The 15800-nt window shown below is 62.7% G+C and carries 18 protein-coding genes; 9 read left to right on the forward strand and 9 right to left on the reverse strand.

What is annotated here, in order from left to right:
* Window positions 1-43: 43 nt before the first annotated feature.
* The gene (locus GPA25_RS12125; protein WP_169260655.1) at window positions 44-1252 is read right to left on the reverse strand and encodes a YbfB/YjiJ family MFS transporter; all 1209 of its coding nucleotides are present in this window, start codon (window positions 1250-1252) and stop codon (window positions 44-46) included.
* Between the two features lie 223 nt (window positions 1253-1475).
* Here GPA25_RS12125 and GPA25_RS12130 point away from each other — a divergent pair, with 223 nt between their 5' ends.
* Window positions 1476-1685, forward strand: a complete 210-nt coding sequence (locus tag GPA25_RS12130) for a dodecin (protein ID WP_169260656.1) — start codon at window positions 1476-1478, stop codon at window positions 1683-1685.
* On the opposite strand, the gene ylqF is transcribed toward GPA25_RS12130, so the two are convergent.
* Window positions 1651-2559: a ribosome biogenesis GTPase YlqF gene (ylqF, locus tag GPA25_RS12135; protein ID WP_169260708.1), complete on the reverse strand. Its 909-nt coding sequence runs from the start codon at window positions 2557-2559 to the stop codon at window positions 1651-1653. The two genes, GPA25_RS12130 and ylqF, sit on opposite strands and share 35 nt — an antisense overlap.
* 87 nt (window positions 2560-2646) lie before the next feature.
* On the opposite strand from ylqF, the gene GPA25_RS12140 reads away from it, so the two are divergent.
* From GPA25_RS12140 to amaB, 4 genes are all read left to right on the forward strand, one after another.
* Window positions 2647-3207, forward strand: coding sequence for a DUF1415 domain-containing protein (locus tag GPA25_RS12140; RefSeq protein ID WP_169260657.1), 561 nt, complete (start codon window positions 2647-2649; stop codon window positions 3205-3207).
* A 32-nt stretch (window positions 3208-3239) separates the two neighbouring features.
* Window positions 3240-4106: a class I SAM-dependent methyltransferase gene (locus GPA25_RS12145; RefSeq protein WP_169260709.1), complete on the forward strand. Its 867-nt coding sequence runs from the start codon at window positions 3240-3242 to the stop codon at window positions 4104-4106.
* Between the two features lie 78 nt (window positions 4107-4184).
* Entirely contained in the window at window positions 4185-4475 is a 291-nt protein-coding gene (locus tag GPA25_RS12150) for a hypothetical protein (protein WP_169260658.1), read from the forward strand.
* A gap of 54 nt (window positions 4476-4529) precedes the next feature.
* The gene (gene amaB, locus GPA25_RS12155; RefSeq protein WP_169260659.1) at window positions 4530-6047 is read left to right on the forward strand and encodes an L-piperidine-6-carboxylate dehydrogenase; all 1518 of its coding nucleotides are present in this window, start codon (window positions 4530-4532) and stop codon (window positions 6045-6047) included.
* Window positions 6048-6059: 12 nt separating this feature from the next.
* Here the strand turns inward: amaB and paeA are convergent, their stop codons facing one another.
* The 4 genes from paeA to GPA25_RS12175 all read right to left on the reverse strand — a co-directional run bounded on the left by paeA (window position 6060) and on the right by GPA25_RS12175 (window position 9895).
* Complete coding sequence (gene paeA / locus GPA25_RS12160; RefSeq protein ID WP_169260660.1) at window positions 6060-7358, reverse strand: polyamine export protein PaeA; 1299 nt, start codon at window positions 7356-7358, stop codon at window positions 6060-6062.
* 100 nt (window positions 7359-7458) lie between these two features.
* Window positions 7459-8412 carry a hypothetical protein gene (locus GPA25_RS12165; RefSeq protein ID WP_169260661.1) on the reverse strand — a complete coding sequence of 318 codons (954 nt, stop codon included), beginning with the start codon at window positions 8410-8412 and terminating at the stop codon, window positions 7459-7461.
* Between the two features lie 136 nt (window positions 8413-8548).
* The gene (locus GPA25_RS12170) at window positions 8549-9094 is read right to left on the reverse strand and encodes a YaeQ family protein (RefSeq protein ID WP_169260662.1); all 546 of its coding nucleotides are present in this window, start codon (window positions 9092-9094) and stop codon (window positions 8549-8551) included.
* A 12-nt stretch (window positions 9095-9106) separates the two neighbouring features.
* Window positions 9107-9895, reverse strand: a complete 789-nt coding sequence (locus GPA25_RS12175) for a hypothetical protein (RefSeq protein ID WP_169260663.1) — start codon at window positions 9893-9895, stop codon at window positions 9107-9109.
* A gap of 140 nt (window positions 9896-10035) precedes the next feature.
* Between GPA25_RS12175 and GPA25_RS12180 the strand changes: the two genes are divergently transcribed.
* A complete protein-coding gene (locus GPA25_RS12180; RefSeq protein WP_169260664.1) occupies window positions 10036-11028 on the forward strand; it encodes a serine/threonine protein kinase in 993 nt (330 codons plus the stop codon).
* Window positions 11029-11031: 3 nt separating this feature from the next.
* On the opposite strand, the gene GPA25_RS12185 is transcribed toward GPA25_RS12180, so the two are convergent.
* Complete coding sequence (locus tag GPA25_RS12185; protein WP_169260665.1) at window positions 11032-11535, reverse strand: HAD domain-containing protein; 504 nt, start codon at window positions 11533-11535, stop codon at window positions 11032-11034.
* Window positions 11536-11713: 178 nt separating this feature from the next.
* On the opposite strand from GPA25_RS12185, the gene fabI reads away from it, so the two are divergent.
* From fabI to folE, 3 genes are read left to right on the forward strand one after another with little or no spacing between them, the layout of a single operon-like run.
* Window positions 11714-12493 (forward strand): enoyl-ACP reductase FabI, encoded by a 780-nt coding sequence (gene fabI / locus GPA25_RS12190; protein WP_169260666.1) that lies wholly within the window; start codon window positions 11714-11716, stop codon window positions 12491-12493.
* A gap of 17 nt (window positions 12494-12510) precedes the next feature.
* Window positions 12511-13107 carry a hypothetical protein gene (locus GPA25_RS12195; RefSeq protein ID WP_169260667.1) on the forward strand — a complete coding sequence of 199 codons (597 nt, stop codon included), beginning with the start codon at window positions 12511-12513 and terminating at the stop codon, window positions 13105-13107.
* A gap of 38 nt (window positions 13108-13145) precedes the next feature.
* Complete coding sequence (gene folE, locus GPA25_RS12200; RefSeq protein WP_169260668.1) at window positions 13146-13787, forward strand: GTP cyclohydrolase I FolE; 642 nt, start codon at window positions 13146-13148, stop codon at window positions 13785-13787.
* Window positions 13788-13818: 31 nt separating this feature from the next.
* Here folE and GPA25_RS12205 read toward each other — a convergent pair whose 3' ends face one another.
* Complete coding sequence (locus GPA25_RS12205) at window positions 13819-14151, reverse strand: DUF3301 domain-containing protein (RefSeq protein WP_169260669.1); 333 nt, start codon at window positions 14149-14151, stop codon at window positions 13819-13821.
* Between the two features lie 37 nt (window positions 14152-14188).
* Window positions 14189-15772 carry an inorganic phosphate transporter gene (locus tag GPA25_RS12210; RefSeq protein WP_169260670.1) on the reverse strand — a complete coding sequence of 528 codons (1584 nt, stop codon included), beginning with the start codon at window positions 15770-15772 and terminating at the stop codon, window positions 14189-14191.
* Window positions 15773-15800 lie beyond the last annotated feature (28 nt).

The raw sequence follows: 15800 nt of genomic DNA on the forward strand, positions 1-15800 counted from the left end.
GGGTTCGGTGAGCGTATTGGCACAAACGGCCGAGGGCGCGATTCTAAACGGGATCGCTGTCCGTCACCGCAGAGCCTGCGCGATCACGTATTTCCATGCCTTTGAGCACCACCACCAGCAAGGTTCCCACCACCATCACTGCCGCTGCAAGATACAGTCCGTCGGCGTAGCTGCCGCGCAATGCCGCCAGCCAGCCGGTCACTGCCGGGCCGATGATCTGTGCAATACCGTAGGCGATCGTCATTCTGCCCATCATCTTGGCCGGGCGGGTCGGGTAATAGCGCCCTGCCATCGTCAGGACGAGGCTGACCGCGCCGATGAAGGTGCCGCCGAACAGCACTGCGCCCAGCAACGCCGGGATCAGACCGCCGGCCAGCACCGGCAGCAGGATGCCACCGATCTGCAGGCCATAGGCCAGGATCAGCGAGTTAAGGTCACCGATACGACGCGCAATCAAGTCCCAGACGATGCATGCCGGAGCCGCGGCCAGTCCGAGGACAAGAAACACCAGCCAGCCCCGTCCCGCGAGACCGGGCAGCTTGTCGATGATCGCAACGATGAAGGTTGCGCTGACGACGTAACCAACCCCCGCACAGAAGTAGGCCGCCATGAAGATACGCATGAATGCCGGCCCCGGCGGACTATCGACCATTTTTTGGCCGCCGACCGTAAAGGACGTGCGATCCGGCGGCGGCAACCAGCGCCACGCCGGGATCAATACCAGCACCCCGAGCGCGCTAAAAATGAACCACTGGGTGCGCCAGTCGAACCACTGTGTCATCAATGCCACCGCTGCCGCACAACCGGCAATGCCCAGCCCGATCCCGGCAAAATGAATGCCGAGTTCCGAACGATGCTGGTGGCGGATCAACCAGTTCAGGATCAGCCCTGTACCGAGCAGCATCCCCGCAGCGCTGCTGAGCCCGGCAATGAAGCGGAACACCGACCACAGCAGCGGGTTGGTCGTCAGGCCCATTGCCGCCGTGCTGACCACCGCCACGACGAGACCGATGCGGTACAGGCGGTCCTTCAACACAAGGTCGCTGATCAGCGAAGCGATCAGCGCACCGCAGAGATAACCCGCGTAATTCCACGCTGCCAGGACGCCGCCCTCCCCCAGGCCCAGGCCGGCCTGTTGCTGCATCAGCGGCAACAGCGGCGTATAGGCGAAACGTGCGATCCCGAGCACCAGGATCAGACTCAGGATGCCCGCACTCAGGACTTTCAGACGCTGCTTCTGTTCGTCGCTCATCGAACCTGATCCTTGTGCGTGATTGCGATACGGTACGGTACGGTGCCCGGCATCGCAAGTCGCACAAATGCAGGGATAAGATCCGTCGATGACGATTCATTGCGATCACGACATGCGGCAGCACGGCTGCGAGCGCGTTTGATCCTGCATATCCGCGCGCGCAGCCCTTCGCTCCTTCTCTATACTGGGAGCGCAACCCCGATCAACGCGCAAGGAGATGGCAATGTCGGCCCACGTCTACAAACTCGTCGAGCTTGTCGGTTCATCACCCGTCAGTGTCGACGACGCGATTCGCAATGCCATCGAAATGGCGAGCAAGTCGGTCCGTCACATGGACTGGTTCGAGACGACCGAAATCCGCGGCCACATTGCCGACGGCAAGATCGCGCACTTCCAGGTCAAGCTGAAGGTGGGCTTTCGACTGGAAGAGTGATCCCGCGGCCCTGCTCCAGCATTGCACGGCGCGTTTCGGGCGTTTCGAGGCTGATCCGCCCAAGCGAGCCGCTGCGATAGTCGTTGAGCAGGATGTGCGACGCCTTCTCGAGATCCGGCGCGCCGCCTTTCAAGCGGCAGCCGCGCCGAGCCGCAACGGCTTCGATCACGCCGACTCCGTCGAGCGCTTCCATGCGCTCGGGCGCGATGCCGTAGCGCGCGGCCACCAGCGCGGGGTAGCGGTCGAGCAAGAGGTAGCCGAGAAAGGCCGCCACCTGCTCGTCGATGACCGCGTTGCGCCCGATCGCGTGACTCGCGGCGAGCATGAAGCCGTCCGAATCATGGTCGATCTTCGGCCACATCAGGCCCGGTGTATCGGTGAGCGTCATCTGGTCCCCGAGGTCCAGGGTCTGCTGCGACTTCGTCACCGCCGGCTCGTCGCCAACTGCCGCGACGCGGCGTTTCAGCAGCGCGTTCATCAGCGTCGATTTGCCGACGTTCGGAATACCCATGATCATGATGCGCAGCAACTTGGTACCGTCATTGCGATGCGGTGCGAGCCCCTGACACAGCTTCGGCACGCGAGCGACATCGCCCGGTTTTTTGCACGACAGCGCGACCGCCTTGACGCCCGGTTGGCTGTTGAAGAAATCCAGCCACGCGCGCGTCGCGACCGGATCGGCAAGGTCGGCCTTGTTGAGCAGCTTGAGGCAGGGCCGCTGCCGGAATAGGCGCAGCTCGCGGATCATCGGGTTGCTGCTCGCCTCGGGAATGCGCGCGTCGAGCACCTCGATCACGACATCGGTCAGCGCCATGGTCTCGGCCGCCTTCTTGCGCGCCGAGGTCATGTGACCGGGAAACCACTGAATGGACATCTGGGACGGAACCGTGGACAAGAGGCGCATTATCGCCTCGTTCGCTCGTGGATTGGGGCAAAATGGCGGACTTTCGAGGGGTAGCGCATGAATCGTGACGAAGTGATTGCGGCGACGCGGCAGTGGCTGGAAAAAGCTGTGATCGGGCTCAATCTGTGTCCGTTCGCGAAATCGGTGTACGTGAAGACCCAGGTACGTTTCGTCGTCAGCGACGCGAAGCACACCGACGCCTTTCTCGAAGAACTCGACCGCGAACTCGATTTCCTCGCCGCCGCCGACCCGCAGGAGGTCGACACGACACTGCTGATCCACCCGACCCTGTTCTCCGACTTCCTCGATTTCAACGAGATCGCCGGCATCGCCGAAGAAGCCGTCGTCGAGCACGAACTCGAAGGCATCCTGCAGGTCGCGAGCTTCCACCCGCGCTTTCAGTTCGAAGACAGCGCCGAAGACGATATCGCAAACTTCACCAACCGTTCGCCCTTCCCTTCGCTGCACCTGCTGCGCGAAGAAAGCATCGAGCGCGCCGTGGCAGCCTACCCCGAGGCCGAGTCGATCTACGAGCGCAACATCGAAACGCTGCAGAAACTCGGCCACGCTGGCTGGAAGGCCTTGGGCGTTCCCGACGGACAGGACGGCGAAAAGTGAACCGCATGCGCAAAAAGGCCATCTCGGAGACCATGCTGGCGACCGCGCAAGTACCGAAAACTCCGGCCACTGCGATCCCGGACATCCGCCCCGGGCAGTCAATCGAACTGCTCAAGGAACTGCACATCCTCACGCGCGACGGCAAGCTCAACCAGGACAGCCGGCGCAAGCTGAAGCAGGTCTATCACCTCTACAATTTCATCGAGCCGCTGCTCGAAGAGGTAATCAGCGCGCACGGCGATCTCACCCTTGCCGACCACGGCGCGGGCAAGTCCTACCTCGGCTTCATCCTCTACGACCTCTTTCTCAAGGCGCGTGAGGGGAGGCACATGAGCGGCCACATCTACGGCATCGAAACCCGCGACGAACTCGTGTCGAAGTCGCGCGAACTCGCCGCACGGCTCGACTTCGGGCGCATGTCCTTCCTCAACCTGTCGGTCGAGGACTCGATCCATTCCCCGGAACTGCCCGAGCATATCGACGTCGTCACCGCGCTGCACGCCTGCAACACTGCCACCGACGACGCGATCCGCTTCGCGCTGCACAAGCAGGCCCGCTTCATCGTGCTGGTGCCCTGCTGCCAGGCCGAAGTCGCCGCCGTTCTGCGCAAGCACAAGAACGAATCGTTCGCGAAGACCCCGCTGTCCGAAATCTGGCGCCACCCGATCCACACCCGCGAATTCGGCAGCCAGCTCACCAACGTGTTGCGCTGCCTGCTGCTCGAATCGCACGGCTACCAGCTCACGGTCACGGAACTGGTGGGCTGGGAGCATTCGATGAAGAACGAACTGATCATCGCCCGCGCCGCCGGCCAGCCCCGCGGCAATGCCCGCGAGCGTCTGGAACAGATTCTCGCCGAACTGAACCTGGACGAGTTGCACGAGCGCTTCGTGTATTGAGTCGGACTTGATCTTGGCGAAGTACAGCGCCCTTAGTGACGGTTAATCTGCAGTTCCACACTCCGGCGACTCGCTAAAATGTCCGATATTCCCTTCCCGATCCTGGTCGCCGCCATCTTCCTGTTCGGCTGCCTTGCCGTGCTTCACATACACCGGCGCCAGCAGGACGCCCAGCGTGCACTGCCGCAACGTGACGCCTATCTCGCCGCGCATGGCCAGCAAACCCCCGCCTGCCAGCGCTGCCGCTCGATCGACACGCGCGAATTCGGCCTGCACGACGGCGAGGACCATCGCCGCGTCGTCGCCTGCGCGCACTGCGACAAGCTGATGTTCCAGTACAGTCGCAACACCGAAATGCGAAGAAGCTAGAACGTTCTCGAGCGTCGACCGGTCAACGGGAGATCTCCCTCCCGGAGCCCGGCCATGGAACTCGCTTCCTTAACGGCGTCGCTGCTGACGCACCTCGGTGTCGCAACAGACCAACTCGACCGCGGCGACCTGGCCGTGCGTAGTCCCATCGATGGCGGGACGATCGCACGGCTGGCGGCCACTCCGCCAGCGGACGCCGATGCCGCACTGAAGCGCGCCCACGCCGCCTACCTCGCCTGGCGCAAGGTTCCGCCGCCACGGCGCGGCGAACTGGTGCGCCGTTACGGCATTCTGCTGCGCCAGCACAAGGCTGAACTGGGCGAACTGGTGACCATCGAGACCGGCAAGATCCGTCAGGAAGGTCTCGGCGAAGTGCAGGAGATGATCGACATCAGCGACTTCGCCTGCGGTCTGTCGCGCCAGCTCCACGGACTCACCATCGCCAGCGAACGCCCGGGCCACCGCATGATGGAGCAATGGCACCCGGCGGGCGTGGTCGGTGTCGTCTCCGCGTTCAACTTCCCTGCCGCGGTATGGGCCTGGAACGCAACGCTCGCGTGGGTGTGCGGCGACAGCGTGGTATGGAAACCGTCCGAACGCACGCCGCTCACCGCACTCGCCTGCGCGGCCCTTTTCAACGCGGCGGCCCGCGAACTCGGCGAAGTCCCCAAAGGATTGTTGGAAGTGCTCGTCGGCGGACGCGAACTCGGCACCCTGCTCGCCGACGACCCACGCATCGCGGTGTTCTCGGCGACCGGCTCGTGCGCGATGGGCAAGGCGCTTGCCCCGCGTGTCGCCGCCCGGCTCGGGCGCTCGATCCTCGAACTCGGCGGCAACAACGGCGCCATCGTCTGTCCCAGCGCCGATCTCGCGCTCACCGAACGCGCCATCCTGTTTGCCGCCGCCGGCACCGCCGGCCAGCGCTGCACCACTCTGCGGCGGCTGATCGTGCACGAATCCGTGTGCGATGCGTTGCTCGAACGCCTGCACTCCGCGTGGCGGCGCATCCCGGTCGGCAACCCGCTCGACCCCACACCTCTTGTCGGCCCGCTGATCGACAGCGCTGCCGGCACGGCGATGGATGCGGCACTGGCCGAGGCACGCGAAGAGGGTGGTACCGTCCGCGGCGGCGAAAAAATTTCTGTCCCGGGCTGCGAAGGCGGCTGCTACCGGCGACCCGCCCTCGTCGAGATACCGGCGCAATGCGCCGTGGTCAAACGCGAAACCTTCGCGCCGATCCTCTATGTCATGCGCTACCGCGACTTCGACGACGCCATCGCGCTGCACAACGACGTGCCACAGGGACTCGCTTCGTCGATCTTCACGCGCGACCTGACCGAAGCCGAGCGTTTCCTGTCGACCACCGGCAGCGACTGCGGTATCGCCAACGTGAATATTGGCCCCTCCGGCGCGGAGATCGGCGGCGCCTTCGGTGGCGAGAAGGACACTGGCGGCGGTCGCGAATCGGGCTCGGATGCGTGGAAAGCCTACATGCGCCGCGCCACCTGCACGATCAACTATTCCGGCGCGTTGCCGCTGGCGCAGGGCATCCGCTTCGGGCTCGACGAGTAATTCAGGCCAGCCTCAGGCGCCGGACTTTGGCGCACGCGTGACCAATAGCTGGTCGATACGGTAATTGTCGATATCGACGACTTCGAACTTGTAGTCGCGGTAGGTCACCGAGTCCGTCCGCTTGGGCACCTTGCGCAGCATGTACATCATGAAGCCGGCGATCGTCTCGTAACTCTCGCTGTCGTCGAATTCGTCGATTGCCAACGCAAACATCACGTCCTCAATCGGCGTAATACCGTCGATTAGCCAGGAATCCTCGTCGCGCTTGACGATAAGTTCCTCCTGCTGCGTGCTGCCGAGCTCACCCATCACCGTGTTCATGACGTCCTGCAAGCTCAGCAGACCGACGATCAGTGCGTACTCATTGACGATCATCGCGAAGTCTTCGCGTGCGGCGCGGAAGCGGTCGAGCGCCTCGAACAGGGTCAGGGTATCCGGTATTACCAGCACGTTGCGCACCACCGGATCGGCGCGCAGCGAGAGCTTCTGGCCGGTCAGAATGCGCGCAAAGATGTCCTTCAGATCGACATAACCGACCACTGTATCGATCGTGCTCTCGCACACCGGGAATTTACCGTGCGGCTGTTCGGTGAGCTTCGCGCGGATGCTATCGTCGGATTCGTTCAGCGTGAAGAACACGATGCTCTCACGATTGGTCATCGCCGACCCGACCGTGCGCGTATCCAGCTCGAACACGTTGGCGATCAGCTGATGCTCCTGCTTGAGCAATGCCCCGGTCTGCGCGCCGGCAAAGGCCATTGCAACGATCTCGTCGGACGTGATGTCCTCCGGGCGCACGGTAGGCAGCTTGAAGAGGCCGATCAAACGGTTCGCCAGCCCGTCGAAGAGCCACACCAGCGGCGCAAATACCGTCAGAAAGAAATGAATCGGCTTGACCACGACCACCGCGACGCGCTCGGGCGCAATCATGCCCAGGCGCTTGGGAATCAGATCCGCAAACAGGACAAAAAGCGACGTGACCACGACGAATGACAGCACGAAACTTGCCGACTCCAGCCACGGTCCGTCATAGACGAGTCCGATCAACCGCGACAGCGCCGGCGACAGGGCAGACTCGCCGACGATACCGCCAAGGATGGCGATGGCGTTGAGCCCGATCTGCACCACCGTGAAGAAATGCCCCGGATTTTCCTGCAGCGCGAGCACCTTCCCGGCCGCTGCATCGCCGTGTTGGGCCATCACGCGCAGCTTGATCTTGCGCGACGCTGCGAGCGATATCTCGGAAATCGAAAAGAATGCGCTGAGCACAATCAACAGCGCGATGACAAAAAACTGATTGGTGAGACTCACGATACTGCCCCCGATGCGCCGGCGCCCGAACACCCTGCGGGCGCGCCCCCGGAACTATTGCGACGACCAGCGGCAATTCAAGTAACGCTGCGTCGCCTTGTCAGAACCTGATATCGACGCCGACGCCCAACGCCCAGTTTTGGCCGCGCACGGCCTTTGCTTCGCCCTGCGGCCAGAAATGCCCGACGCTCACCTCTAGGATGGTCCATTCGCGATAGATGGGCTGTTGCCAGATCGCGCGCACGCCATATTCGCCAATATCGTCGGACGCGGCGGTTGCGCCACTGACCACCGCCTCGAGCGACGCCAGGCGATCGACCCCGTAACTCTTGAAAACGCCCAGACTGCTCGCCCACGCCATGCCGTCGGTTTCCTTCGATATGGTTCCGGCACTTTGCCAGCGCAGCGCCACCGAGGGCGAGAATGCATGGCTGACGTTGAACACCGTAGTCGCCCCAAAACCGTCGTCCGGCTTCCAGAATAGGGTCTCGCGAAACTCCACACCGTTCCGTTCCGACACGAGCCAGTTCTTTTTGTAGCGAGCCTGGGCATACGGCTTGAATCCGCCACGCACGCCCGCACGGAAATCGATCATGTCACGCAGCGCGTAGCCCAGGCCGGCAAACCCGGTCAGATCGGCTTTCCTGTCTTCGGGCAGCAGCAACTCACGCCGAGTGAACGCGTCCGGCTGGTCCGTGATCAGCTCTTGTTCGTTTTCCTGACCGAAAAAGAGATAGGTTTGCTCCTTCACGTTCGGCAGGTCGAGGCGCGCCCGAAAACGCAAGTTCATTTCCGGGCTCTCATGCTGCTGCGCGAGGAACTTTAATCCGATGCTGCCGGATACCTTGCCCCCCGGCTCGAACGGCTTGTCCCCAAACCATCGATCGACATGGCGCGCGACAGACTCGGTCAGGTCACGTACCGCCGCCCGCCCGCGCACCATGACGCTATCCTGCCCCCCCAAGTCCTGCTCGGGAGCCGACGGCACAGGTTCTGCTGCGCCTGCCCCCACCAGGTATCCGAAAAGGATACAACTCACCAGACTGCGTCTCATGGCAGATCCCCTCTGCAGCAATCGGAACGCGACACCATCATGACTTTACGGCGTTGGCGGACAAAAGGCGACTCTCATATGCGCACAGAGCGGTACCCCGTCACACCACGCATGCCACTGAGCTTGCGTTGGCGCCTCAAATTCTGGGGCTCATCAGACGCTCAGGCTCGACAAGGACGGTCGTAATGCCGTTGGTGATCCACAGCTGGCCATCCTGCAGCGTGCATTGCAGTTTCATGCCGCGTTCCGTCATTGCTGCAAGGGCGGGAGCGACATCGCTCGGCAGATTCCAGACGGTCAGGTTCGACAAGCGCGCGAGCTTGTCGCGGACACCGTTCCACCAGATGTCCGCAGCGCGGCCGTAGCTGACGACGACCACCTCGCGCGCGCGGCCGCATGCTTTGCGGATCCATTTCTCATCCGGCTGTCCGACATCGATCCATCGTTCGATCTGCCCCGTGAGATCCTTTTGCCAAAGGTCCGGCTCGTCGTCTACACACAGTCCCTTGCCGAAACCCAGCGCCGGATCGGCGTACAGTGCAAACGCCAGGAGCCGCACCATCATGCGCTCATCCGTTTCGGACGGATGACGGGCAATGGTCAGGCTGTGATCGCCGTAATAATTGCGGTCCATGTCGGCCACCGCGAGTTCGGCCTTGTAAATGGTTGCCTTGATTGCCATGCCAGCTCCCGGTCAGTGCGTGGTGCCGTCTGCCGGCCGGCGCGCCTGCTGCCAGCGAAGGACGGCCTGTGTCGCGTAGGCCATTGCGCGGTCGCGATGTTGCGCGGGAAGTTCCTGCGACAGTGCCGCGAACAGCGCCTCGTTCATCTCGCGCGCCAGCCCCTCTGCGGCAAGTCCGTCCGCAAGGCATTGAATCTGGATATTGGCGAGCGCATCGGCCACCAGCCGCCAGCCCAGCTCCGGCATCAGCTCGACCAGCGCGAACATCATGCCGCCCAGCCGCGTGAGAATCATCGTCGCCTGCTCACGCTCGTTGCTCGCAATCATCGCGTGCCACAGCGCGATATGAATGCCACGTCGCAGGTCGATCTTGAAGTCGATCGCATTGCCCTCCGCAGCGTCGATCGCTGCGAACTGCTGCAGGAAGCGCGCCTCCTGTTGCGGCTCCAGCCCGGTGCGCAGGGCGCCAACCAGTTCCGTCAGCCCGGGAATCGCCGCCAGCCCGAAAGCCTGGCTGTAGGCAAGCCCCCATTGATCGAGGCCGGCAACGATCATCGCCAGGCGCAAGGCACGGGCCTCGTCGCGATCGGCCGCGTTGCTCCAGTTGCGCAGAGCCGTCGTCAGCAACTTGACTCCGCGCGCACGCCCCTCGTCATCCTCGTTGAGCGTCAAGCGGAAAACCTGCGCAAACCCGTCCTGCGCCATGCGCGCGGCGTGTTTCTGCACGCCCGCTTCGACCAGTGTGGCCAGCGTGTCGTCGGGAATGGAGCTGGCGATTGCAGCGGAAGCGTTTTGCGTCATCCTTCGGATCCGGGCAAAGCGCACTATTGTGAGCCCCTTGACCAGCGCCGGCAAATCGGTTCGCGATGAGACTTGTGCATTGCCCGATTCCTGACAGAATGGTCCGCCCCGATCTAGCGGCACCCGCTGCCGAACAACTCATGCCGACCCTGCCGTTCGAATCACTCACGCCGCATCTCATCCTGGACGCCCTCGAAAGCGTCGGACTGCAACCGGACGGGCGAATGCAGGGACTCAACAGCTATGAGAACCGCGTCTACCAAGTCGGCATCGAGGATGCCCCGATGCTGGTGGTGAAGTTCTATCGCCCACAACGCTGGAGCGATGAAGCGATCGCGGAAGAACACGCCTTCGTCGTCGAACTGGCCGAGAGAGAGATTCCGGTCGTGCCGCCGCTCGCCTTGCGCGGTGCAACCCTGCATCATTACGAAGACCTGCGTTTTGCGCTCTTTCCACGAGTCGGCGGTCGCGCACCGGAGCTGTCCGATCCGGCCACACTCGAATGGATGGGACGCTTCATCGGCCGCATTCATGCCGTCGGCGCGCTCAAGCCCTACTACGCCCGCCCGGTACTCGACATTGCCCGCTTCGGCGAGGAACCGCGAGACTGGCTGTTGGCCCACGACTTCATCCCTTCCGACCTGTTACCGGCGTGGGCCAGCACCGTCGCACAGGCGCTCGACGGCGTGCATCGCTGCTTTGATCGCGCCGGCGATTTCGCGCAGATCCGCCTGCATGGCGACTGCCACGGCGGCAACGTGCTGTGGACCGAATCCGGCCAATCGCCCGGCCCGCAGTTCGTCGATTTCGACGACAGCCGCATGGGCCCGGCGGTGCAGGATTTATGGATGCTGATGTCCGGCTCGCGCGAGGACATGAGCCGGCAGCTCGGGGATGTGCTGGCGGGCTATGAAGACTTCCACGATTTCTCGCCGCGTGAATTGCATCTGGTCGAAGCGCTGCGCACGCTGCGGCTCATCCACTATTCGGCATGGATCGCCCGCCGCTGGGACGATCCGGCGTTTCCCGCGGCATTTCCCTGGTTCAACACTCAGCGCTACTGGCAGGACCGCATCCTGGAACTGCGCGAGCAGATCGCGCTGATGGACGAGCCACCGCTTTGGTCAGTCTGAATCTCAAGCGCGACGCAGGAAGGAAGGCTGGCGACTGACCGCGGGAACAGGGGTTCCCGTGCGGAAATTTTCGAGCATGCGCCGAAGTGCACCAGCATCCTCTTCAGTGAAACCACGCTTGAAATCGGTCAACAACAAGTGCGACCGGCTGAACCAGTTACCCGGCGCATCGTCCAGCGCACACCACGTGGCGGTCGCCACATCGGGCACATGCTGTCCCAGCCAAAGCATCGCCTCGCGCTCGCGCAGGCCATGCAGCTCCGCGCCATGCTTCGGAATCACATGCGGAGTCACCCCCGCAACACGCGGACGGATGTCCTCCGCAAAGCGGCTCACCAGCTTGGGCAGCGAAAAAAGCATTCTCCAGTCCGATGCAATGACAATTCTGGCTTCATCGTAATCGCGCAGCACCGCTTCGATGAGCGGCAGGCAGCGGAAGTCCTCCACCTCGCCCCACGGGTGGGTCACGCCATCGAAATCCATGAATATATAAGCTGTCTGGGTCATTGCTTGCTCGTTGGCAGGAAAGGCGCTTCACCGCCTGGGGTGTTAGAATGCTGCATTGCGCAAATTACTGCAAGCGCCCGTATTTCGGGACATTCCGGCCGATCGCCCGGTGCCTGGCTACATATATCCAGGCATGTTCCCGCACCCCAATTTGACGAACCTCCCTCGGAGCTCCCCCATGAAATCCCTTCTCAACCTCGAAGGCAAAGTCGGCCTGATTACCGGTATCGCCAATGAGAAATCCATCTCCACCGGCGTTGCCGAGGCCTGCGTGGAAGCCGGCGCCACGCTCATCATCACCTATCAGAACGAAAAGACCCGCGCCTTCATCGAGCCCGTCATCAACCGCTTGGGCGTCAAGGATGCCTATCTGATGGACGTGACCCGCCCGGAAACGCTCGCCGACGTCTACGAGAAGATCAATGCTCGCTACGGCAAACTGGATTTCGCCATCCACAGCATGGCATTCGCCAAGCGCGACGACCTGCACGGCCGGGTGGTCGACACTTCGCAGGACGGCTTCGCAATGGCGATGGACGTCTCCACCCACTCCTTTGTCCGCCTCGCCAAAATGGTCGAGCCGCTAATGGAAAAGGCCGGCGGCGGTTCGCTGGTGACGATGACCTACCTGGGCAGTGAAAAGGTTATCGCCAACTACGGCGTGATGGGCCTGTGCAAGGCCGCGCTGGAAGCCGCCACCCGTTACATGGCCTTTGAACTCGGCAGCAAGAACATCCGCGTCAATGCCGTGTCCCCCGGCCCGCTGATGACCCGTGCGGCCTCGGGCATCGCCGGCTTCGATGGTCTGATGGCCGCTGCCGTCGAACGCTCGCCGATGCACAGCCTCGTCACCCCGGAAGACATCGGCGCACTGACTGCCTTCCTGGTTTCCGACGCCGGGCGTCTCGTGACGGGCGGCGTACATTTTGTGGATGCCGGCTACAACATCATGGCCTGACGCCGGAACGCCAAGTCGTGATCGATCTGGCTGAAGCGCGCGCCAAGATGGGCCGGGAATCGGTAATCCTGCCAGATCCGGTACCCGCTCATTCCCTGCTGGACGGCAAGGCCGAGATCGGTCGCGGCGAGTACAGCATCGTTCTGGAGCATCCGGACCCCGAGCGCGTGTACAAAGTCATCAGTTCGCCCGCCGACGTGTTCCTGTACACCGCCGACGACCGCCCCCGCGGCATGCACTTTCCCGTCGTCTACGCCAGCCACGGCATCATCGGCCGCGCCGTCTCGGGCTATCCGTTCCACCTGCTGGAAATGGAGCGTCTCTATCCCTTGACGGAAGGCACGCCGCCCGCCGACCTGGCGATGCGCCTGGTCGACGTATACTGGTCCGCCTGCCAGCAGTGGAGCCAGCTGGGCGCGGACATGGGGCGCATTGCGCTCTATCACCTGAGCCTCAATCCACCGGACGTCGGCCAAACGCTCACGCAAGCGGTCAAAGCATTATCCGACTTCGTCGAGGAATATCAGGTACTGCCGGACATCCTCAACGCCAACAACCTGATGATGCGCGCGGACGGCACGCTGGTATTCTCCGATCCGGTATTCATCGCCTGAATGCTGCGCGCTGCCCCAAAAGGACCGGAGTTTCAATCATGAACGATTGCCACGATCATCCTCCTCCCCATTCGTCGCAAATCGGAGTGGGCATCCCCCGCACACGCGAATTCGACGCCGTGGCCTTCGAGCGTGCCGTCAATGACCTGCTGGCCGCCTGCGGCGTCGCTACCGACACCACCCACACCGGCCGGACCGCGACACGTGTGCGCGAACTATGGCAGCGCCGGCTGCTCGGCGGCTACGACATGGACCCGGCCGAAGCGCTCGGCGAAGGCTTCCCGGACGACCGCAAGGATATGGTGGTCATTCGCGGCATCGCAGTGCACGGCGTGTGTCCGCATCATCTTGTGCCGTTTCGCGGAGTGGCCCATGTCGCCTACCTGCCAGGCGGGCGCCTGCATGGCTTCGGACGCATTGCGCGCCTTGTCGATGCCATAGGCCACCGCTTCACCTACCAGGAATGGATGACCCGCGACATCGCCGACGCGCTCTTGCACCATGGCCACGCGCGCGGCGCGGCCTGCATCATCGAAGCCGAACAACTGTGTCTGCTGCTCGGTGAAGACCGGCGGGGTGACGAACGCGTTGTCACCCAGGCCTTCGCCGGTGAATTCGAAACGCGCGAACATCTGCGCGGCGAGTTCCTGCACGCGATCGGCAATCGCAGCCCGCGCTAAAGTCCGTTCGGCGGTCGGCCGGGCCACCCGCTCAATGCAGCGTGAAGGTAGTCGGCGCCCCCCGTGGCGCAATCTCGAGCATGATCACCTCTTTGCCTCGCACCATCACCGAACCGCGCAGCCGGTCGTTTCCTGAAACCGAATATTCGAACTCATAGACCCGCTGCGGACACATTCTCCCCTCGTCGTTACGCACCAGACGCAGCGAACGTAGAGACACGGTATCGTCGAGAAACTGTACCCCTTCACGTGCGCACGCGTTGCGCGCCGCCAACACTCCGATTTCCCGCGTCCGGACGCCGTCAAGCCAAAGCCAGCCGCCCAGGCACAGCCCAATCAACGCAAAAAGTTCGAGAGCTGACATCGGAAGTCGTTCCTGATCGCCGTGCGGCGCATATTCATCAATCGAGCATCATGCCGCGCATCATGTAAAACAGGATGGCCGCCATGAGCGCCGAGGCTGGCACCGTAATCACCCATGCGGCGCCGACACGAAGCAGTTGCGAACGTTTGACCAGTTCATGGCGATATATATTGCGCAGGTTCTTGCGGTCGGTCTTGGAAAAATTCGCGGGGTCGAGTCGCTGCTTGGACCGGAGCTTCAGGTCCGCCAGCATTTCCCCTTTAACGTCGATCGACGCCCGGGCGAAGCGATCAAGAAACGCGTCGATCGCTTCCTGATCTCCCGCGGGGTGATGTGCCTTGATGTCGGCCACCATGCGGGCGTAGTTGCTCTTGAGGTATTCGCGCAGAAAACCCACACCGAATACGCCGCCAACGGCGATATGCGTCGAACTCACCGGCAAGCCGAACTGACTGGCGATAATCACCGTGACCGTTGTCGACATTGCGATGCAGTACGCACGCATCTGGTCCAGTTCGGTAATTTCCGAACCTACCGTCCGGATCACGGTGGCCCCGAACAGGGTAAGCCCCACCGACAATCCTAGCGCCCCCACCATCATCACCCACAGCGGAACCGGCGCCGTACGCGAGATTTCCGCAGTCTCCGTGCTGAGCACATCGAGAATCGCTGCCAGCGGGCCGACGGCGTTGGCCACGTCATTCGAACCGTGCGCAAAACTCAGCAACGCCGCGGCAAAAATCAGCGGCGCGGTAAATAGCTCATTCACACTTCGCTTCGTGTTCGCAATCAGGTGCACGCGGCGCGCGAGGAGCAACCTCACCGACACCAGCGCTGTCACCGCACAGGCGAGACCCGCAAGGGCCGCGACGATAAAACTCACCGTCAAGACGTGCCGTAGCCCTGTGAGCAACACGTAGGTAACAAAAGCCCATGCCATGAATGCGACAAGATACGGCACCATGCGCGTGGCTGCCGCCACCATGTCGGGCTGGTAAGTGATACTGCGTTTGATCAGGTAGAGGAAGGCCGCCGCGACGACGCCGCCCATCAGCGGCGAAATCACCCAGCTCGCGACAATCGCGCCCACCGAATTCCAGTTAGCGATCTCCACACCGCTGGCCGCGATTCCGGCGCCGAGCACCGCGCCAACAATGGAATGCGTGGTGGATACGGGGGCGCCTAGCGCATTGGAGAAGTTGAGCCAAAAGGCCGCCCCGAGCAGCGCCGCCATCATTACCCAGACGAACGTATCCGTATCGGGAATCTTCGACGGATCGATGATGCCGCTGCGGATCGTGGCAACCACCTCGCCACCGGCGATCAGCGCACCGGCCGCCTCGAAAATGGCAGCAATGGTCAATGCGCCGGCCAGTGTCAGAGCCCGCGAGCCGACCGCCGGCCCGACATTGTTGGCGACGTCGTTGGCACCGATATTCATCGCCATGTACGCGGCGAGCATCGCGGCGATCACTAGCATGATGCCACCGTGACCTTCACCATTCATTGCGGCGTACAGCATGACGCCAACGACAAACATCAGCCCGATGCCAAGCCGAACGAGCTCCGCCCGCCCCTTTCTGGTAGCTTTTTCGATCTCGCTGATGTGCTTGAGCTCCACGTCGCAACGCCCGGGATATAGGAAGCTG

The sequence above is a fragment of the Aromatoleum diolicum genome (assembly GCF_012910955.1).
Lineage (GTDB): Bacteria > Pseudomonadota > Gammaproteobacteria > Burkholderiales > Rhodocyclaceae > Aromatoleum > Aromatoleum diolicum.